The organism is Staphylococcus arlettae (assembly GCF_025560845.1).
Taxonomy (GTDB): domain Bacteria; phylum Bacillota; class Bacilli; order Staphylococcales; family Staphylococcaceae; genus Staphylococcus; species Staphylococcus arlettae.
In genome coordinates, this window is record NZ_CP094803.1 from 1,277,674 (window position 1) to 1,296,954 (window position 19,281).

At 32.4% G+C, this 19,281-nt stretch carries 23 protein-coding genes; 22 read left to right on the forward strand and 1 reads right to left on the reverse strand.

Going from position 1 to position 19,281, the window contains the following annotated elements; translation table 11 throughout:
* Window positions 1-11 precede the first annotated feature (11 nt).
* The 22 genes from MUA37_RS06175 to holA all read left to right on the forward strand — a co-directional run bounded on the left by MUA37_RS06175 (window position 12) and on the right by holA (window position 18,982).
* Window positions 12-1,277 carry a peptidase U32 family protein gene (locus MUA37_RS06175; protein ID WP_204171780.1) on the forward strand — a complete coding sequence of 422 codons (1,266 nt, stop codon included), beginning with the start codon at window positions 12-14 and terminating at the stop codon, window positions 1,275-1,277.
* The gene (gene udk, locus MUA37_RS06180) at window positions 1,277-1,900 is read left to right on the forward strand and encodes a uridine kinase (RefSeq protein ID WP_002510472.1); all 624 of its coding nucleotides are present in this window, start codon (window positions 1,277-1,279) and stop codon (window positions 1,898-1,900) included. Before MUA37_RS06175 ends, udk begins: the two co-directional genes overlap by 1 nt.
* A gap of 28 nt (window positions 1,901-1,928) precedes the next feature.
* Window positions 1,929-2,405, forward strand: coding sequence for a transcription elongation factor GreA (gene greA / locus MUA37_RS06185; RefSeq protein ID WP_002510473.1), 477 nt, complete (start codon window positions 1,929-1,931; stop codon window positions 2,403-2,405).
* Between the two features lie 314 nt (window positions 2,406-2,719).
* Complete coding sequence (gene pxpB / locus MUA37_RS06190; RefSeq protein ID WP_002510474.1) at window positions 2,720-3,451, forward strand: 5-oxoprolinase subunit PxpB; 732 nt, start codon at window positions 2,720-2,722, stop codon at window positions 3,449-3,451.
* Window positions 3,441-4,448 (forward strand): 5-oxoprolinase subunit C family protein, encoded by a 1,008-nt coding sequence (locus tag MUA37_RS06195; protein WP_262624906.1) that lies wholly within the window; start codon window positions 3,441-3,443, stop codon window positions 4,446-4,448. Before pxpB ends, MUA37_RS06195 begins: the two co-directional genes overlap by 11 nt.
* The gene (locus MUA37_RS06200) at window positions 4,448-4,882 is read left to right on the forward strand and encodes an acetyl-CoA carboxylase biotin carboxyl carrier protein (RefSeq protein WP_262624907.1); all 435 of its coding nucleotides are present in this window, start codon (window positions 4,448-4,450) and stop codon (window positions 4,880-4,882) included. The genes MUA37_RS06195 and MUA37_RS06200 overlap by 1 nt, the downstream gene beginning before the upstream one ends.
* Before the next feature lie 28 nt (window positions 4,883-4,910).
* On the forward strand, window positions 4,911-6,272 hold the full coding sequence (locus MUA37_RS06205) for an acetyl-CoA carboxylase biotin carboxylase subunit (RefSeq protein WP_021459908.1): 1,362 nt from the start codon (window positions 4,911-4,913) through the stop codon (window positions 6,270-6,272).
* On the forward strand, window positions 6,269-7,027 hold the full coding sequence (gene pxpA / locus MUA37_RS06210) for a 5-oxoprolinase subunit PxpA (protein ID WP_107377122.1): 759 nt from the start codon (window positions 6,269-6,271) through the stop codon (window positions 7,025-7,027). The genes MUA37_RS06205 and pxpA overlap by 4 nt, the downstream gene beginning before the upstream one ends.
* 3 nt (window positions 7,028-7,030) lie before the next feature.
* Window positions 7,031-8,263 (forward strand): NRAMP family divalent metal transporter, encoded by a 1,233-nt coding sequence (locus MUA37_RS06215; protein WP_021459910.1) that lies wholly within the window; start codon window positions 7,031-7,033, stop codon window positions 8,261-8,263.
* A 568-nt stretch (window positions 8,264-8,831) separates the two neighbouring features.
* Window positions 8,832-9,518: a 5'-methylthioadenosine/S-adenosylhomocysteine nucleosidase gene (gene mtnN, locus MUA37_RS06220; RefSeq protein ID WP_002510480.1), complete on the forward strand. Its 687-nt coding sequence runs from the start codon at window positions 8,832-8,834 to the stop codon at window positions 9,516-9,518.
* A 20-nt stretch (window positions 9,519-9,538) separates the two neighbouring features.
* A complete protein-coding gene (locus tag MUA37_RS06225) occupies window positions 9,539-10,066 on the forward strand; it encodes a YqeG family HAD IIIA-type phosphatase (RefSeq protein ID WP_002510481.1) in 528 nt (175 codons plus the stop codon).
* Complete coding sequence (gene yqeH / locus MUA37_RS06230; RefSeq protein ID WP_262624908.1) at window positions 10,067-11,173, forward strand: ribosome biogenesis GTPase YqeH; 1,107 nt, start codon at window positions 10,067-10,069, stop codon at window positions 11,171-11,173. It abuts the gene before it with no gap.
* A 13-nt stretch (window positions 11,174-11,186) separates the two neighbouring features.
* Window positions 11,187-11,984, forward strand: coding sequence for a shikimate dehydrogenase (aroE, locus tag MUA37_RS06235; protein ID WP_262624909.1), 798 nt, complete (start codon window positions 11,187-11,189; stop codon window positions 11,982-11,984).
* 12 nt (window positions 11,985-11,996) lie between these two features.
* Window positions 11,997-12,287, forward strand: a complete 291-nt coding sequence (gene yhbY, locus MUA37_RS06240; RefSeq protein ID WP_107376696.1) for a ribosome assembly RNA-binding protein YhbY — start codon at window positions 11,997-11,999, stop codon at window positions 12,285-12,287.
* Window positions 12,287-12,859: a nicotinate (nicotinamide) nucleotide adenylyltransferase gene (gene nadD, locus MUA37_RS06245; RefSeq protein WP_002510485.1), complete on the forward strand. Its 573-nt coding sequence runs from the start codon at window positions 12,287-12,289 to the stop codon at window positions 12,857-12,859. The genes yhbY and nadD overlap by 1 nt, the downstream gene beginning before the upstream one ends.
* A complete protein-coding gene (gene yqeK / locus MUA37_RS06250) occupies window positions 12,849-13,433 on the forward strand; it encodes a bis(5'-nucleosyl)-tetraphosphatase (symmetrical) YqeK (RefSeq protein WP_002510486.1) in 585 nt (194 codons plus the stop codon). Before nadD ends, yqeK begins: the two co-directional genes overlap by 11 nt.
* Window positions 13,434-13,787 carry a ribosome silencing factor gene (rsfS, locus tag MUA37_RS06255; protein ID WP_002510487.1) on the forward strand — a complete coding sequence of 118 codons (354 nt, stop codon included), beginning with the start codon at window positions 13,434-13,436 and terminating at the stop codon, window positions 13,785-13,787.
* A gap of 2 nt (window positions 13,788-13,789) precedes the next feature.
* Window positions 13,790-14,506: a class I SAM-dependent DNA methyltransferase gene (locus MUA37_RS06260; RefSeq protein ID WP_002510488.1), complete on the forward strand. Its 717-nt coding sequence runs from the start codon at window positions 13,790-13,792 to the stop codon at window positions 14,504-14,506.
* Window positions 14,507-14,554: 48 nt separating this feature from the next.
* Window positions 14,555-15,193 carry a helix-hairpin-helix domain-containing protein gene (locus tag MUA37_RS06265; protein WP_021459915.1) on the forward strand — a complete coding sequence of 213 codons (639 nt, stop codon included), beginning with the start codon at window positions 14,555-14,557 and terminating at the stop codon, window positions 15,191-15,193.
* Between the two features lie 79 nt (window positions 15,194-15,272).
* A complete protein-coding gene (locus MUA37_RS06270; protein WP_002510490.1) occupies window positions 15,273-15,734 on the forward strand; it encodes a ComE operon protein 2 in 462 nt (153 codons plus the stop codon).
* Between the two features lie 145 nt (window positions 15,735-15,879).
* Complete coding sequence (locus MUA37_RS06275; RefSeq protein WP_262624910.1) at window positions 15,880-17,937, forward strand: DNA internalization-related competence protein ComEC/Rec2; 2,058 nt, start codon at window positions 15,880-15,882, stop codon at window positions 17,935-17,937.
* A gap of 70 nt (window positions 17,938-18,007) precedes the next feature.
* Entirely contained in the window at window positions 18,008-18,982 is a 975-nt protein-coding gene (holA, locus tag MUA37_RS06280) for a DNA polymerase III subunit delta (protein ID WP_002510492.1), read from the forward strand.
* Window positions 18,983-19,019: 37 nt separating this feature from the next.
* On the opposite strand, the gene rpsT is transcribed toward holA, so the two are convergent.
* Complete coding sequence (rpsT, locus tag MUA37_RS06285) at window positions 19,020-19,271, reverse strand: 30S ribosomal protein S20 (RefSeq protein ID WP_002510493.1); 252 nt, start codon at window positions 19,269-19,271, stop codon at window positions 19,020-19,022.
* Window positions 19,272-19,281: the final 10 nt, after the last annotated feature.

Genomic DNA, 19,281 nt, shown 5'->3' on the forward strand with positions numbered 1-19,281 from the left:
GAGGCTTAAACATGAAAACAACAGCTGAAATAGCATTACAGCCAACAACAATTAAAAAACCCGAATTACTTGCACCAGCTGGTAATTTAGAAAAGTTGAAAATTGCGGTACATTATGGCGCTGATGCAGTGTTTTTAGGTGGCCAAGAATATGGTTTGCGGTCAAATGCTGATAATTTTACAATGGCAGAAATCAAAGAGGGTGTAGAATTCGCCCACAAATATGGAGCTAAAATTTACATTACAACTAATATCATTGCACATGATGAGAACATGGAAGGTTTAGACCAATATTTAATCGATTTAGAGGCTACAGGTGCTACTGGCATAATTGTAGCAGATCCGTTAATTATTGAAACTTGTAAACGAGTAGCACCAAAATTAGAAATACATTTATCTACTCAACAATCATTATCCAATTATAAAGCAGTAGAGTTTTGGAAAAATGAAGGTTTAGATAGAGTGGTGCTAGCTAGGGAAACAGGTGCCATGGAGATGCAAGAAATGAAAGATAAGGTTGATATTGAAATAGAAGCTTTTATTCATGGTGCGATGTGTATCGCATATTCCGGTCGTTGTACGTTAAGTAACCATATGACAGCTAGAGATTCAAATCGTGGAGGGTGTTGTCAAAGTTGTCGTTGGGATTATGATTTATTAGAGGTTGATACATCTGGAGAACTTGATATGTTGTATGATAATGAACAGGTTACACCATTTGCTATGAGTCCCAAAGATTTAAAATTGATAGAATCAATACCCAATATGATGAATATCGGCGTAGATTCATTAAAAATAGAAGGCCGTATGAAATCAATGCATTACATAGCAACTGTGGTTTCAGTATATCGTAAAGTTATAGATGCTTATGCTGCAGATCCAGACAATTTTAAAATCCAGCCCGAATGGTTAATCGAATTAGATAAATGTGCTAATAGAGACACTGCACCAGCATTTTTTGAAGGCACTCCTGGATATGAAGAGCAGATGTTTGGTGATCAAGACCGTAAGAAAACAACATATGACTTTTGTGGTTTGGTACTTGATTATGATGTTAATAGTCAGATTGCAACTATTCAACAACGCAATTATTTTAAACCTGGTCAAGAAATAGAATTTTTCGGCCCTGAAATTGAAACCTTCAAACAAGTAGTGACACACATTTACGATGAAGAAGGTAATGAATTAGATGCAGCAAGACACCCATTGCAAATTATTCAAATAAAAGTAGATCGTCCTATTTATACGCACAACATGATGAGAAAGGAAATTCGCTGATGACAAGTACGACCATAATAGGTATTGCCGGTGGCTCAGGTTCTGGCAAAACCACAGTTACAAATGAAATTATGAAAAATTTAGAAGGTCATAGTGTTGCACTTTTAGCTCAAGACTATTATTATAAGGATCAATCCCATTTATCATTTGAAGAAAGATTAGAAACAAATTATGATCATCCTTTTGCGTTTGACAATGATTTGCTAATCGAGAATTTAATTGACTTGAGAAATGGTAAAACTGTAGAAGTGCCTACATATGATTATAAAAATCATACGAGAAGTAGCGAAACAATTGCATTTGCACCAAAAGATGTTATTATCGTAGAAGGTATATTTGCGCTGGAAAATAAAACATTAAGAGATTTAATGGATGTTAAAATTTATGTTGATACAGATGCAGACTTGCGTATATTAAGACGGTTATTGCGTGATACAGAAGAAAGAGGACGTACAATGGAATCTGTTGTTAACCAATATTTGAATGTTGTACGACCAATGCATAATCAATTTATTGAACCTACTAAAAAGTACGCAGATATAATTATTCCCGAAGGTGGAAGTAATAAAGTTGCAATCGACATTATGACTACAAAAATCCAGACTTTAGTTAGTAAACAATAGTATTATAAAGGTAAAGGAAGATGACATTATGGAAAATCAAAAGCAATATCCAATGACCCAAGAAGGTTATGACAAATTAGAAAATGAATTAGAAACATTAAAGACAGTTAAAAGACCAGAAGTAGTAGAAAAAATTAAAGTTGCACGTTCTTTTGGGGACTTATCTGAGAACTCAGAGTACGATGCAGCTAAAGATGAACAAGGTTTCATTGAACAAGATATTTTACGTATTGAAAATATGTTACGTAATGCTTTGATCATTGAAGATACAGGTGATAACAATCAAGTTCAAATTGGTAAAACAGTTACATTTGTAGAATTACCTGGTGATGAAGAAGAAAGTTACCAAATTGTAGGTTCAGCAGAAGCAGATGCATTTAACGGTAAAATCTCTAATGAATCACCAATGGCTAAAAGTTTAATTGGTAAAAAATTAGATGATGAAGTTCGTGTGGCATTACCTAATGGTGGCGAAATTAATGTTAAAATTGTAAATATTAAGTAAAAATAATGTGAAATTATAATAATACCCTGAAAACTTCACTGTTTTTAGGGTATTTTTGTGCAAAAAATGTAAAATTATATATGTACGGAATTGTTGTGATTTGTTAAATTGGTTTAGATAATAATTTAAAAAGATTTAGATTATTGTGCGACACTGTAATTATTAAACCTAAGAATATTAAACTATTAAATGGTTTTTGCTTTTTAATTGATATATCAATTAAATAGTAAACAAAATAGAAAGTAAATGATATAATACAAACGTATGACTGTAATTATCTGATAATTATAATAACTCAAGGGGAGGGTTTATTATTGGAAACGAAAATTCTAAATGAACAAACTATTATTTATTATTTTCAAAATGAAATAAATCCAGAAATTTTTCAACATGTACAAGTAGCGACAGAGTATATTAAGCAACAAGATATTCCAGCAATTTTAGAAGTTATTCCTTCATATCGTGCTATCATGCTTACAATTGATATAACGAAGGATAAACCACAAAACATTATCAATCAGTTGCAACTCGATACGTTAAATCTAAATAATACTGAAGTTAATCAGCCAAAAAGAATTATTAATATTCCAGTGTGTTATGGAGGGGATTATGGTCCTGATTTGGAAGAAGTGGCTGCCGTACATAACCTATCTACAACACAAGTGATTGATTTACATACTAAAGAAGACTATTTGATATACTTACTTGGCTTTATGCCAGGCTTTCCATTTTTAGGTGGTTTAAGTTCTCAATTGCATACACCAAGAAGATCAGAACCGCGTACACAAATTCCAGCAGGTTCTGTAGGGATAGCTAATAATCAAACAGGGTTGTATCCTAAATCTTCACCCGGAGGATGGCAAATCATAGGACAAACACCAATTGAAGTTTTTAATATCGAACGACAACCCATGTGCTTGTATCAGCCAGGTAATTATATTCATTTTTATAGTATAACTACTGAAGAGTTTCAGCACATTGTCGAACAACAAAGCGCAGGTAATTATAACTACGAAGGGTTGGTGACATTAACTGATGAGTATTAAAATATTAAAGTCTGGACTCTTTTCAACGATACAAGATTTAGGTAGGTTTGGATTTCAGGATCAAGGATTTTCTATAGCTGGTGCAATGGATGAATATGCGTTCACTTTAGGTCAAAAGTTAATTGGAAATGAAGGACCTGCTATTGAATGTACATTAATTGGACCAACGATCGAATTTATGAGTGATAATACTATTGTAATAACAGGGGGTTGTTTTGATGCTAAATTAAATGATGTGAAAATTGCACATCAGACTGTTGTTGCAGTAAAAAAAGGTGACGTGCTTTCTTGCAATCAAGTATTACGAGGTGCTAGAGGGTATATTCTATTCGGTCGACCTTTAGCAATATCACAAATAGCTGGAAGCTATTCAACGCATACTAGAAGTAATATTGGTGGTTATAAAGGGCGTAAATTGAAAAATAATGATGTCATTAACACAAAACAATGTAACCGCTATCAAGAACGTATAGGTTACTGCTATGCGGATGAAATCTTAAATTATGATGCGACGACAATACATATTGTAGAAGGACCACAATTCGAAGCATTTTCATCAACTGCGATTACAGATTTAGTAAGTACTGAATTTACTATTTCTGAAAATGCAGATCGTATGGGTTATCGTTTAAATGGTACAACCATTCAACCGCAACAATCAGCGGACATTATTTCTGAACCAGTAGCCTTGGGTAGTATTCAAGTTCCAAATGATGGTAATCCAATTATTTTATTAAATGATAAACAAACTGTAGGCGGTTATACCAAAATAGCTAATGTGTGTCAAAGTGATTTATCAATATTAGCGCACAAAAAACCTGGTGATAAATTAAATTTTCAATGGATTTCTATTAAAGAGGCTACTGACAAATTGATTGAACAAAAACAAAAATTTGCAGAAATACTAACATCTATTGATGAACAACCACAATTTGATTTAACTCAAATGCGCAGAACTGCTACTAAAATCAATACATTATTAAAAGGGGAATCATAATGAAATTAGATCAAATAGAACAATTAATTAAACTTGTAAAAGAAAATGACGTTAAGAACTTCAAATATAAAGACCATTCCAGTGAAGTGGAAATCGACTTTACGTCACCACAACAAACAACGGGGACGCAGTATGCAACGATTGCTAATGAGGCGAATGACAACACTCAAGCAGCGACTCAAAATAATTCAACTGCAAGTCAAACAATTACAGCACCTATGGTTGGAACATTTTTCTTACAAGATGAAAAAGAACTTACTAATCCTTTAATACAAGTTGGTGACGAAGTTAAAAAAGGTGATGTCGTAGGTTATATAGAAGCTATGAAAGTTTTGAATGAAGTAACAAGTGAGGTAGAAGGTAAAATTTCAGAAATCACTGTCGGACATGGTGATAATGTAGAATACAATCAAGTTATTATCAAAGTGGATTAATTAACTTCTAGAAAAGGGGGCATTTGTGATGCATCGATGTTTAGTCGCAAATAGAGGCGAAATTGCAGTACGCATTATTCGTGCATGTCGAGAATTAGGTATAGAAACAGTGGCAGTTTATGCTGTAGGAGATGAGCAAAGTTTACATGTTAGTCTCGCTGATCAAGCAGTATGTATTGGAGAAGCAAACGCTTTAGATAGTTATTTGAATCAAGATAGAATTATTAGTGCAGCACAAATTACTGAGTCGACTGCAATTCATCCAGGCTATGGTTTCTTATCTGAAAGTCCTTCATTTGCGGATAAAGTAGAACAAAATGGCTTATATTTTATAGGACCAACTAAAGAAACAATGGAGTTGATGGGGGATAAAATTACAGCAAGACAAACTGTTGACGCAGCTAAAGTCCCAATTATACCAGGATCTAAAGGCGCTGTAGAATCACTTTCAGAAGTTGAAACGATTGCCTCAGATATTGGTTACCCACTTGTGTTAAAAGCCGCAAGTGGTGGTGGCGGTAAAGGGATTAGGATTGTTAAATCTAGAGATATGTTAGAAAAGTCTTTTAAAGAAGCTAAAAGTGAAGGTAAAAAGTATTTTGATGACGATCGTATTTATGTAGAAGCATTTATTCCTGTTGCAAAGCATGTAGAAGTACAAATTGTGGGAGATGGGGAGCAAAATTATGTACATTTAGGCGAACGTGATTGTTCTGTACAAAGAAAAAATCAAAAATTAATTGAAGAATCACCATGTGCAGCATTAAGTGATAAACGACGCCAACAAATATGTAATGATGCAGTAGCTGTGGCGCGAGCAGCTAATTATCGAAGTGCTGGTACAATAGAATTCTTGGTAACAGCAGATGATTATTATTTCATTGAAATGAATGCCAGAATTCAGGTTGAACATACAGTTACTGAAATGCGTACCGACACTGATTTGTTACAAACACAACTATATTTAATGCAATATAATAAATTGCCGTTCACTCAAGAAGATATTCGATTTAGTGGTCATGTAATAGAGGCACGTATTAATGCCGAAAATCCTGAACAAGGATTTCAACCTTCACCAGGGACAGTACAAGCATTACATTTACCTCAAGGCTTTAATGTGCGTGTAGATTCTTTACTTTATCAAGGTTATACTGTATCACCGCATTATGATTCTTTAGTAGCCAAAGTTATTATAAAAGCCGATAACAGATCATTGGCGATATCTAAACTTAAAGTTACATTAGATGAAATGGTAATAGATGGTTTTACTACAACAGCAGATTTTTTATATGCAGTTTTATCTTATCCTACATATGCGAATGGAAATGCTGAAGACGTTGATATTAAGTTTTTAGATAGACACCAAATTATAGGAGGTAGAAATTCATGAAAGTAGATTTAAATTGTGATTTAGGGGAATCATTTGGTAATTATACAATAGGTAATGACAATAATATTATACCAGTTATTACTTCAGCTAATATTGCTTGTGGTTTTCATGCAGGTGATGAAAATGTTATGTATCAAACGATTAAACTAGCAAAAGAAAATAATATAGGTATAGGAGCGCATCCGGGTTTACCAGATTTACAAGGATTTGGTAGACGTAATATGGATTTATCACCTTCAGAAATCTATAATTTAGTAGTTTATCAATTAGGTGCTTTATCTGCATTTTGCCAAACGCAGAATGTTAAATTGAACCATGTTAAACCTCATGGCGCGTTGTACCAAATGGGGGCAAGAGATAGTGAAATTGCGCAAGCCATTGCACAAGCTGTATATGATGTAGATAATACGTTAATCTTTGTTGGGTTATCAAATACATTATTAATTTCAGAAGCTCAAAAAATTGGTTTACAAACTGCTTCTGAAGTCTTTGCTGATCGCCGTTATGAGGAAAGTGGTCAACTTGTAAGTCGAAAAGAAAGTGATGCACTCATAACAGATACAAATGAAGCAATTGAACAAGTATTAAATATGGTGAAAAATCAAAAGGTAATTGCTAAAACTGGTAAGGAAATAGATATCCAAGCAGATACCATTTGTGTACATGGTGATGGTCAGAATGCTTTAGATTTTGTTACGCAAATCCGAGAAAAGTTATCAAATGAAGGTATTTTGATAACTAAATTAGGGGGATAATTTATGGGAGAAAAATTAAAAAATGGTGAAACTGATGGTCAATTTACAAAAAATCATAAAAGACTGCTATTAGGTTCAGTCTTTTTAATGGCGACATCAGCTATTGGACCAGCCTTTCTAACACAAACTGCAGTATTTACTGCACAATTTGCTGCTAGTTTTGCTTTTGCCATTTTATTGTCGATATTAATTGATATCGGAGCACAAATTAACATTTGGCGAGTACTTATAGTAACTGGAAAAAGGGGTCAAGAGGTAGCTAATGATATATTCAGTGGACTAGGCACATTTATATCCATTTTAATTGCCATAGGTGGGTTAGCATTTAATATAGGTAATATTGCTGGTGCTGGTTTAGGACTAAACGCCATTTTTGGCTTAGATGTTAAGGTTGGAGCTGCAATTACTGCAATATTATCTATTACTATTTTCCTAAGTCGTAGTGGCCAAAAAATTATGGATGTAGTCACGATGTTTTTAGGTGTGCTTATGATAATTGTAGTGGCAATCGTAATGGTTAAAGCCAATCCACCTTATGGAGATGCATTAACGCATATGGTTGTACCTGAAAATCCAATGGCATTAGTGTTACCGATTATTACACTGGTAGGAGGTACTGTAGGTGGTTACATTACTTTCGCTGGAGCACATAGAATATTAGATTCTGGTATTAAAGGAAAAGCCTTTTTACCGTTTGTGAACAAAGCTGCAGTGGCCGGTATCTTAACTACTGGAGTACTAAGAACACTTCTATTTTTAGGTGTATTAGGTGTGGTTGTTACTGGTGTAACGCTTAGTTCAGAAAATCCGCCCGCTTCAGTTTTTGAACACGTGCTAGGGCCAATAGGGAAAAATATTTTTGGTGTAGTATTGTTTGCTGCAGCCATGTCATCAGTTATTGGTTCAGCGTATACGAGTTCAACATTTTTAAAAACTTTACACAAATCATTATATACAAAGAGTAATTTAATGGTTATTCTATTTATTGTTGTATCAACTATTATTTTCCTATTCTTAGGTAAGCCAGTAACATTATTAATTGTTGCAGGCGCGTTAAATGGTTTAATTTTACCAATTACACTCGGTACAATTTTAATTGCGAGTAAGCGTAAATCAATTGTTGGTGATTATAAACACCCTACGTGGATGCTTGTTTTCGGTATTATCGCAGTTATTGTAACGGTGGTAACAGGTATTTACTCATTACAAAGTTTAAGCACGCTGTTTGGAATGTAAAGTTAGGATCAATATATGTATAAGCGTAAATTCAACACCGACTATTTGTTGAATTTACGCTTTTCTTATTTACACCATTACTAAAATGATAATAGTACATAAATATTATCTATAGCCGATTAAATGAAAATAACTTGTTGGCAGTTTTTTGTGTACACTTTCCGCAGCCACTGACTTAGCCTGTAGTTTTTGCTAGTGGTCTTCCCGTAGGAGTCGCTTCAATTCACTGCTAATGTTAAACTGAAAAATTATAATATATAAATTAAACAAAGGCGGTGTTTATCATATTAAATAAATCAACTGACAAAATAAAAGATGTTTAGCTTATTAGTTGATGGGTATTAACTAGTAGACAATATTTTTATACTTTCATTTTGTGCGAACGTCATTCAAAATACAGAATGGCGTTTTTATTTGCTATTATTAAATTGCAATAAAATATTAGGATATACGTATATATTTGCAGTGTATTACTTGGAGATTATGTATTTCAAATCTTTGTATCGAGCATTCAAATGAAATGTGATAAAATAGCAAAGGCTATGAATTTACAATGAGGTGACTTATAATGATAGGTATAATTGGCGCAATGGAAGAAGAAGTTGCGATATTAAAAAATAACTTAGTGAACTTAAGTGAGATAACTGTAGGTCACGTGAAATTTTATAAAGGTTTATTAAACAATAAGGAAGTAGTTTTGTCTCAAAGTGGTATAGGTAAAGTGAACGTTGCAATTTCTACTACTTTATTGATTGAAAAGTTTCATCCGGACATGATTATCAATACTGGTTCAGCTGGAGCATTAGATGAACATTTATCAGTAGGTGATGTTGTAGTTAGTAGTGATGTTGCATACCATGATGCAGATGCAACTGCTTTTGGTTACGAGTTTGGACAAATTCCACAAATGCCATTAACGTTTACTGCTGATGACAGGCTGTTGACACTTGCAGAGAATGCTATTAACGCTATTCAACATACTGCTAAGACCGGATTAATAGTTAGTGGTGATAGTTTTATTGGTTCTACTACACAAAAACAAAAAATAAAACAACAATTTCCAGAAGCGTTGGCTGTAGAAATGGAAGCCACAGCAATTGCTCAAACTTGTTATCAATTTAACGTACCTTTCATTATTACACGTGCTATATCAGATTTAGCAAATGGTGATGCAGGTATTTCATTTGATGAATTTTTAAAAACTGCTGCTGTATCGTCAAGTAATATGGTAGAATGTTTGATTAAATCAATTTAATAATAAAGGTGAATTTAATTATGGGGATATTTAAAAAGTATTTTATGCCAAACGAATATGTAAAATCAATTTTTCAAATTGATATTGCAAAATTAGCTGAAAGTGGCGTAAAAGGTATTATAACTGACTTAGATAATACACTAGTAGGTTGGGATGTTGAAGAACCAACTGAAGAGGTAAAGGCATGGTTTCAAAAAGCAAAAAAGCATGGTATCACGGTAACAATCGTATCTAACAATAATGAACGTCGTGTAGCTGAATTTGCCAAACCATTAGAAGTAGACTGTATTTTTAAAGCTCGTAAACCAAGAGGTAAAGCATTTAATCGTGCTACTAAACAAATGGCATTACAACCAGATGAAGTTGTAGTGATTGGTGATCAAATGTTGACTGATGTATTCGGAGGCAAACGACGTGGCTTATTTACAATAATGGTAGTACCTGTTAAACAAACAGATGGATTTGTAACTAAATTTAACCGCATTATTGAACGTAGATTATTACAACATTTCAGAAAAAAAGGATACATTACATGGGAGGAAAATTGATTGAGTGAATTAGACGAACTTAAATGTATAGGTTGTGGCGCACCATTGCAATCTGACAATCCAGAAGCGGCAGGCTATGTCCCAGAACATAATTTATTTCGAGAAGATGTTATTTGTAAACGTTGTTTCCGATTGAAAAATTATAACGAAGTGCAAGATGTCGGTATGAATAGTGATGATTTCCTAAACTTATTAAATGGCTTAGCAGATAAAAAAGGCATTATTGTTAATGTTGTCGATGTTTTTGATTTTGAAGGTTCATTTATCAATGCGCTAAAACGCATTGTTGGTAATAAAAAAGTTATACTAGTAGCAAACAAATTAGATTTATTACCTAAACAAATCAATAAGCGTCGAGTGACAGAATGGTTAAAGAAAACAGCACGAAAATATGGGCTTGAAGCGGAAACAGTTGTTCTAATATCGGCTGAGAAAGGCTGGGGTATTGACGATTTAATGCAGGCTATTGAGTCACATCGTAATCAACAAGATGTTTATATCGTGGGCACTACAAATGTAGGTAAATCTACATTGATAAATAAATTAATTGAACAAAGTGTCGGTGAAAAGGATACAGTAACAACATCTCGTTTCCCAGGTACAACGCTTGATATGATTGATATCCCACTGGATGAAACTTCATTTATGTTTGATACGCCAGGTATTATACAAGAATATCAAATGACACATTTTGTTAGTGATAAAGAATTAAAAACAATAATGCCTAAAAATGAAGTAAAACAACGTGTTTATCAATTAAATGAAGGACAAACACTATTTTTTGGTGGTTTGGCACGTATTGACTATGTTGTTGGTGGTAAACGACCATTAATTTGTTATTTTTCCAATGATTTAAATATCCATAGGACTAAAACAGAAAAAGCGAACGACTTATGGAGAAATCAACTAGGTTCAGTACTAACACCACCAAGTGATCCGACAAAATTTGATTTGGATAATGTTAAAGCTGTTAGATTAGAAACTGGTAAAGAAAAACGTGATGTAATGATTGCCGGTCTAGGTTTTATTACTATAGATGCTGGTGCTAAAGTTATTGTGAGAGTACCTAAAAATGTAGATGTGATATTAAGAAATTCAATAATGTAAGGTGTGATTAACATTGAAGTTTGCAGTAATTGGAAGTCCTATCGAACACTCATTATCACCTGTAATGCATAATGCCAATTTTAAGACGGTTGGTGATCAACACACTTACGATGCATTACGCATTGATCCTCAGCACTTTCATTCAATCAAAGAAATAATTAAGGAACAGGGTTTAGATGGCTTTAATGTTACAATCCCGCATAAAGAAAGTATTATTCCTTATTTAGATGAGATTGATGAACAAGCCGAAACGGTGGGAGCAGTTAATACCGTTTTAATCCAAGACGATAAATGGATTGGCTATAATACAGATGGTATCGGTTATGTAAAATCTTTAAAAGAGGTTTATCCCGATTTAGAAAATGCATATATTTTAATTTTAGGGGCAGGTGGTGCAAGTAAAGGCATTACAAATGAATTAATAAAATACGTCAATCCTAAAATTACAGTTGCTAATAGAACATTATCACGCTTTGATCATTGGAATTTAGATGTCAATACTGCCTCATTAGTAGATGTTGAACCAGTGTTGTCAGAGTTTGATATAATTATCAATACAACACCTGCAGGTATGGATGATAATATAGAATTACCTATTCATTTAGATTATTTATCACCACAAACACTTGTGAGTGATATTGTTTATGTGCCGTTTAAAACGCCTATTCTAGCTGCTGCCGAACAAAAAGGAAACCCAGTTCATAATGGTTTAGATATGTTTGTGTATCAAGGAGCAGAAAGTTACAAAATATGGACACAACAACAACCGAATTATGATGTTATGAGAAGTACAGTACTAAATTATTTATAAAGGAGCATATCTATGCTAACTGGAAAACAAAAAAGATTTTTAAGAAGTAAAGCACATAATATTGATCCAACGTTTCAAATTGGTAAAGCAGGTGTTAATGACAATATGGTCGCACAAATTGCTGAACTGTTAGAAAAACGTGAATTAATAAAAGTTCATATTTTACAAAATAACTTTGAAGATAAAAATGATTTAGCGCAACAGCTTAGTGATGCTACAAGTAGCCAAATTGTCCAAGTCATTGGGTCTATGATTGTTCTTTATAAAGAATCTGAAGAAAACAAGCAAATCAATCTACCATAATGACACAATCAATTGTGATTTATGGTGGACAATTTAACCCAATTCATCTTGGTCATATGATAGTTGCTAGCGAAGTGTATGCACATATCAAACCTGCTAAATTTTATTTTATTCCTAGTTTTATGTCTCCATTAAAAAGCCATAATGACTATTTAGATGCATCATTGCGAACAAAAATGATTAAACTTGCCATCGAAGACTTAGGTTTTGGTGAAATTTGTTATGATGAAATAGAACGTCAAGGTCAAAGTTATACTTACGATACTATTATGGAAATTAAAAAGAACCATCCGTTAAGTAAACTTTATGTAGTAATTGGCACAGATCAATACGAACAACTAAATAAATGGTATAAAATAGATGAATTAAAATTATATATAACCTTTATTATTGTAAATAGAGATACATCAACACAAGAAGTCGCGTCTGACATGGTTGCACTAAATATCCCACGTGTAGATATTAGTTCAACCATGATTAGAAACCGCGTCAAAGATAACCAGTCAATTAAAATGCTAGTATCTAATAGTGTTGAGCGTTTTATCAGAGGAGAAGGATTGTATGAAAATTGAACAAGCAGTTGCATTAATTAAAGACAAATTACCAGAAAAACGAGTGACTCATTCACTCAATGTTGCTGAGACAGCTGTAAAATTAGCTGAAATTTATGATGGCGATGCCCAAAAAGCTGAGCTTGCCGGAGTATTACATGATTATTGTAAGTATGATGATTTAGGTACAATGTATCAAATTGTCACATCACGTGGTTTAGATAGTAATTTATTAAGCTATGGTGTTGAAATTTTACATGGCCCTGTAGCAGCTTTAATCATGCAAGAAACATTTGGTATAGACGACGAAGAAGTGCTACTAGCTATTAAAAATCACACAACTGGCAGAGCTCAGATGACTAAAACAGAAAAATTAGTATTTATTGCTGATTATATCGAACCAGGTAGACAGACCCCAGGCGTTGAAGAAATTAGAGAATTAGCATACAATCAAGGTAGCTTAGATAAAACCATTTATGAAATTTCTAAGCGTACAGTGTTATATTTAATCAGTAAAGATATTAATGTTTATGACGCTACCATTGCATGCTTGAATTATTACAATTATAGTGACGAAAGAGTAAAGGATGATTAAATGAATTCAGATCAATTATTAAACATTGCTGTCGAAGCAACAGAAAACAAAAAAGCAGAAGATATTATTTCAATTAACATGAAAGAAATTAGTGATATGACTGATTATTTCGTAGTCTGCCACGGAAATAATGAAAGACAAGTGCAATCAATAGCTAAAGCCGTTAAAGATAGCGCACAAGAAGCTGAAATTGAAGTGAAACGCATGGAGGGCTATAACGAAGCAAGATGGGTCCTTATCGATTTAGCAGATGTTGTTGTTCATATTTTCCATAAAGATGAGCGTGATTATTATAATGTTGAGAAATTGTATCGAGATGCTCCTATCGAAACGTACAGACAGGCTGTTTATTAATTATGGTCCAATACGAGGAATTGAGTTTATTTTATGATCAATTAACATTTGATCAACCCTATGAGTCTTGGCTAGCAATAGTCAATCAATTTTCTAATGATAAGCAATCAATTCTAGATATTGGTTGTGGAACGGGTAGTTTAACAAGCTTATTAACTGAATTTGATCAAGTCACTGGTATGGATTTGAGTATCGATATGTTAAGTTTAGCCTCATCAAAATCACAAAGTGTAAATTGGATAGAAGGTGATATGACCGATTTTAATTTAAATCAGTCATTCAGCGTCATTTCAATATTTTGTGACTCATTAAATTATTTAACTAGTAAGGCAGAAGTCCAATCTACTTTTGAACACGTTTATCAACATTTATCACCTGATGGTGTGTTTATGTTTGACGTTCATACCATTTATAAAATGCAAACGCTTTTCAATAACCAAAGTTATATTAATGAAACAGCAGATGTGTTTTTAGGATGGGACGCAGTAGTAGGAGAAGAACCTTACAGTGTATGGCATGATATGACGTTTTTTGTGAGCCAAGCAAATGGCGTTTATAAGAGGTTTGATGAATCACATTATCAACGTTCTTTTGAAGAAGCTGAATATCGACATTTATTACAAGCTGCAGGCTTCACAAATATATCGACATTCGTAGATTTTGATACAACGAATCACAGTGAAGAAGGCTACAGACTATTTTTCATTGTTCGTAAATAAAGTAAAATCACTCCTTTGTACGTGTATTGTATAAAGGAGTGATTTTATATGTTAAAACGATTTGAACAACTGAAGTTGTGGATTATCGATAGAATAATTTATGTCGTAGGTGCATTTTTATTATGTTTTTTTATTGGTGTGTTGTTAGTTAAAGTATATTCCACACCATCGCAATCAAAAGAAGTTGTTCATCCTTCGCATATTAATGATAAGGCTAAAGAAGTTAAGTCAAATTCTGCTGTCTCTAATTCAAAAGGAAATGAGTTTATTTATGTTGATATAAAAGGATCCGTTGAAAAGCCTAATGTCTATAAAATGAGATCTTCTGATAGAGTAAAGCAGTTATTAGAAAAAGCAGTGCCGACAACGGATGCTGATTTGAATCAAATTAACCTTGCCGAAAAATTAATAGATCAAAAATTAATCATTATTCCTCGAAAAGGGGAAATAACAACAAATATAGCTACACAGTTTAAGACTGATAAAAGCAATCAACAACAAGTAAATCTCAATACTGCAACCGAAGAAGAATTGAAAAATGTCAATGGTATTGGACCGGCTAAAGCACAAGCTATTATTGAATATCGAACTAATAATGGTCCTTTTGAGAGTGTTGAACAATTAAAAGAAATCAGAGGCATTGGTGACAAAACATTCGAAAGATTACAAAGCGAATTTACTGTTTAATAATGTTGCATAATTAAGGTATACAAATTAATCTATAATTAATGATAAATTATACATATAAATTGGAGGCGCTCAAATAATGGAACGAATCAAATGGGAAGAGTATTTCATGGCACAAAGTCAATTATTAGCATTACGTTCTACGTGCGAAAGATTATCGGTAGGTGCAACAATTGTTAAAGATAATAGAATTATTGCAGGTGGCTATAATGGTTCTGTGGCAGGGGAAGTACATTGTATTGATGAAGGATGCTTAATAGAAGATGGTCATTGTATTAGAACAATTCATGCTGAAATGAATGCTTTGTTGCAATGTGCCAAACAAGGTGTGTCGTCAGCAGGAGCAACTATTTATGTCACACATTTTCCTTGTCTCAATTGTACAAAATCAATTATTCAAGCTGGTATCACAACAATTTATTATGCTGAAGATTATCATAATCATCATTACGCTATACAACTTCTTGAACAAGAGGGTATTGAGTATAAAAAAATACCATTTAATCAACAACATGTAGCTCAATACTTATTGAATAACTAATTTTATGCTTTATGTTGCCGTTAGTTTTTTAATAGGTATAATGTGGCTACATATTAAAAGCTTAGCGATATTTCTTTTTTTATTGTCTTTATTTATACTCTATCGAAGAAAGCAACATCTTTTTGTATATATTGTTGTACTAATAATGCCCATTATTAGTGCAACTTATTATACTTCTTATCTCCATAATAATAACCTCGAAACACAAACACTTTTAGCACACCCAGAAATCAAACAACATGGAACTTTCATTTCCTTTAAATCACATCATAACCATAAAGTAGTTGGAACAATACAACTTAATAATCAACATTTTTCATTTCATCATTACAATTACGGTCAACAAAAGCAGCAGAAAATAGATTTAACGCACTTCAACTGCCATATTAAAGGATATTTTCATACTAGCAAAGCTAACGATGTAGTTGTTATAGTCAAACAAATTGACGTTAAATCATGCCATAAAGATACTACCAAACTGCCTAACATTTTTAACACGCATAAAAACTTTATTTATCATCAAATGGAAAAGTATGGTGGAAAAGAGTATGGTCGTGTTTTAGCACTACTTTTTGGAGATGTACATTTATTATCAGTAGACCAACTTGAAGATGTTAAAAGAATAGGAATTTACCATTTGCTAGCAGTCAGTGGTTCCCATATTGTTAGCATTATAATTATAATTCAAATGACATGTACAGCGTTGCGCATACCTATACCTGTTATAAAGTGTTTATTATGTATTGCATTACCGTGCTATGCCTTTTATGTTGATTTCGTACCAAGCGCATTACGTGCAATTATATCAGCTTTATTAATTATACTGTTGCCTCGAAAAATACTACAACATCCTATTGATATTTTAGCAACTACCTTTTTAATTGTTTTATTATTATTTCCCGCATATATTTACGATATAGGATTTCAATTCTCATTTTTAATTACATTATTTATATTACTTGGTAAGCCACTAATAGCTAAAGATTATCCATTACGTACATTTTGGCATCTTAATATTATTACGTTTTTAGGAGCTTTTATTATTAGTGCTGTGCATTTTAATGAAATTCAATGGGTGGGGTTAATTGCCAACTTATTTTTTATTCCATTTTATACATTTCTATTATTTCCATTAGCAATAGTATGTTTTTTATTAAGTCATATTACGCATGCATTATATTTAATTAAACATATTATGCAATTGTTCTTTTGGTTACATGATTTACTAGTGAATTTATTGTTGCCATTAAGTCATTGGCAATGGTATATCCCGAAATTAACTCATATTGAATTAGTATTTGTGTTTATTAGTGTCTTAACAATTTTTATGTTTTATGTAATGAAATGGTATCTCAAATGTGCTATTGTCTGTTTGAGTTTGACATTAATTATAGCGCTACTCCCATTTGACCATCTAGCTAGGTTTACATTATTTGATGTTGGTAATGGAGATGCCATGCTTTTTGAAACACCACTGCATAGTACTGTAATGATTGATACCGGTGGAAAGTTGATGCCATCAAATAACGATTATCGTGGCAGTATAACTAAATATAAAATATTACCAGCTTTAAAACAAAGAAATATTCATCAGTTAGACTATTTAATTATTACGCATCCTCATTTAGATCATATGGGTGAATTTAAATATTTAGCCTCTATGGTAAAAATAAAATCACTTATTATCAATCCTTCTTCATATCAGTCAGTACAATATAGCAATATATTTACAATCGCTAAACTTCATAATATTTCAATTATAGATAGCACGACAATTACACATATAGATTTGGATGAATGTAGCATACAATTATTAGATGCAGCTATTATAACTTCGGATGATAAAAATGAACATTCTATTATTACGTTGATAAACTATAAACAGTATCAATTGCTCTTAATGGCAGATGCTACAATTCGCAATGAACAATTATTATTACAACGTTATAACTTAAAAAATATCGATGTATTAAAAGTTGGTCACCATGGTAGTATAACTAGTAGTAGTGGTGAATTTATAGCGTCCATAAAACCTAAAATTAGCGTTATATCGGCAAGTAAGAATAATAGATACCAATTTCCAGCATCACAAGTAGTATCAAGGCTTGCCAAGTCATCTGACAAGATTTATAATACCGCGCAACACGGTGCAATTACTATTGTGTTTGACGCACAAATGAAAACTTCTGTGGAAAAATCATAGTGATATATAGAGAGTCGGATATACAAATGCTATAATAAATATTGTTTGTCGTTTTGAAAGGATGCTAAGAATGAGCGAAAATATTATTACAATTTATGGCGAAGTACCTGAATTGATAGAGAAAAAAACGAATGAAATTGTAGCTGATTATTTAGAAATGCCGAAAGATGAATTCAATTTCGTGAAATTTAATTTATATGAAACGGATTTGTCGACAATAATTGAGGAATCATTAACTTTACCGTTTCTTTCGGATAAAAAGGTAGTGTTAGTACAAAACGCGTATGTTTTTACTGGAGAAAAAGCACCTAAAGATGTTAATCATAATACAACACAACTACTTGAATTTATTGAAAAATATGACGGTGAGACGCTTATTATTTTTGAGGTTTATCATTCGAAATTGGATGAGCGAAAAAAATTAGTGAAAAAATTAAAAGAGCAGACTCAATTGAAAAAAATAGAACAAATGTCTGAAGAAGAAATAAAACAATGGATTAAACAAACGCTTAATCAAAATTACAAAGATATTAAACAAGATGCATTAAACTTATTTATTGAGCTTACTGGTGTGAATTTTAATATAGTAAAACAAGAATTAGGTAAATTAGAATTGTTTTTAGGAGATAGGCCTACAATTAATAAACAGGATGTATTACAAATTGTAAATAGAAGCTTAGAACAAAATGTGTTTTTGTTAACAGAATATATCCAACAAAACAAGAAGACTAAAGCTGTTCAGTTAGTAAAAGATCTAATTGTAATGAAAGAAGAACCTATTAAACTATTAGCCTTAATTACAAGTAATTATCGCTTATATTATCAAAGTAAAATATTAAGTCAAAAAGGTTATAGTGGACAACAAATTGCTAAAACAATAAATGTACATCCATACCGAGTAAAACTGGCATTGAATCATGCGCGTCAGTACAGTATCGATCAATTATTAAATATTGTAGATAGTTGTGCAGAAACAGATTATAAATTGAAATCATCATATATGGATAAGCAGTTAATTCTAGAATTGTTTATTTTGTCATTATAAATAAAAAAAAGTTCAAGCAAAGGCTTGAACTTTTTTATTATTTAGCAGCTGTCATTAATGATGATTTAATACGGTCAGCTTTGTTTGAGTGGATTAAGTTGCGTTGTGCAGCTTTATCTACTTTTTTTACAGCTAAACTTACTAATTCAGCTTTGTTATCAGCATTATTGTTGATTGCTGATTTAGCTTTTTTTACAGCTGAACGCATTTCAGTTTTTTGTGAATTATTACGATCTTCAGCAACTTGTGTAGTATTAACACGTTTGATTGCAGATTTGATGTTTGCCATGTGTGTCACC

Excerpts from the sequence above, each read along its gene's own strand:
- MUA37_RS06175 (WP_204171780.1), top strand. The coding sequence starts at position 12 with ATGAAAACAACAGCTGAAATAGCATTACAGCCAACAACAATTAAAAAA.
- udk (WP_002510472.1), top strand. The coding sequence starts at position 1,277 with ATGACAAGTACGACCATAATAGGTATTGCCGGTGGCTCAGGTTCTGGC.
- greA (WP_002510473.1), top strand. The coding sequence starts at position 1,929 with ATGGAAAATCAAAAGCAATATCCAATGACCCAAGAAGGTTATGACAAA.
- MUA37_RS06195 (WP_262624906.1), top strand. The coding sequence starts at position 3,441 with ATGAGTATTAAAATATTAAAGTCTGGACTCTTTTCAACGATACAAGAT.
- MUA37_RS06200 (WP_262624907.1), top strand. The coding sequence starts at position 4,448 with ATGAAATTAGATCAAATAGAACAATTAATTAAACTTGTAAAAGAAAAT.
- MUA37_RS06205 (WP_021459908.1), top strand. The coding sequence starts at position 4,911 with ATGCATCGATGTTTAGTCGCAAATAGAGGCGAAATTGCAGTACGCATT.
- pxpA (WP_107377122.1), top strand. The coding sequence starts at position 6,269 with ATGAAAGTAGATTTAAATTGTGATTTAGGGGAATCATTTGGTAATTAT.
- MUA37_RS06215 (WP_021459910.1), top strand. The coding sequence starts at position 7,031 with ATGGGAGAAAAATTAAAAAATGGTGAAACTGATGGTCAATTTACAAAA.
- mtnN (WP_002510480.1), top strand. The coding sequence starts at position 8,832 with ATGATAGGTATAATTGGCGCAATGGAAGAAGAAGTTGCGATATTAAAA.
- MUA37_RS06225 (WP_002510481.1), top strand. The coding sequence starts at position 9,539 with ATGGGGATATTTAAAAAGTATTTTATGCCAAACGAATATGTAAAATCA.
- yhbY (WP_107376696.1), top strand. The coding sequence starts at position 11,997 with ATGCTAACTGGAAAACAAAAAAGATTTTTAAGAAGTAAAGCACATAAT.
- nadD (WP_002510485.1), top strand. The coding sequence starts at position 12,287 with ATGACACAATCAATTGTGATTTATGGTGGACAATTTAACCCAATTCAT.
- yqeK (WP_002510486.1), top strand. The coding sequence starts at position 12,849 with ATGAAAATTGAACAAGCAGTTGCATTAATTAAAGACAAATTACCAGAA.
- rsfS (WP_002510487.1), top strand. The coding sequence starts at position 13,434 with ATGAATTCAGATCAATTATTAAACATTGCTGTCGAAGCAACAGAAAAC.
- MUA37_RS06260 (WP_002510488.1), top strand. The coding sequence starts at position 13,790 with ATGGTCCAATACGAGGAATTGAGTTTATTTTATGATCAATTAACATTT.
- MUA37_RS06265 (WP_021459915.1), top strand. The coding sequence starts at position 14,555 with ATGTTAAAACGATTTGAACAACTGAAGTTGTGGATTATCGATAGAATA.
- MUA37_RS06270 (WP_002510490.1), top strand. The coding sequence starts at position 15,273 with ATGGAACGAATCAAATGGGAAGAGTATTTCATGGCACAAAGTCAATTA.
- MUA37_RS06275 (WP_262624910.1), top strand. The coding sequence starts at position 15,880 with ATGCCCATTATTAGTGCAACTTATTATACTTCTTATCTCCATAATAAT.
- holA (WP_002510492.1), top strand. The coding sequence starts at position 18,008 with ATGAGCGAAAATATTATTACAATTTATGGCGAAGTACCTGAATTGATA.
- rpsT (WP_002510493.1), bottom strand. The coding sequence starts at position 19,271 with ATGGCAAACATCAAATCTGCAATCAAACGTGTTAATACTACACAAGTT.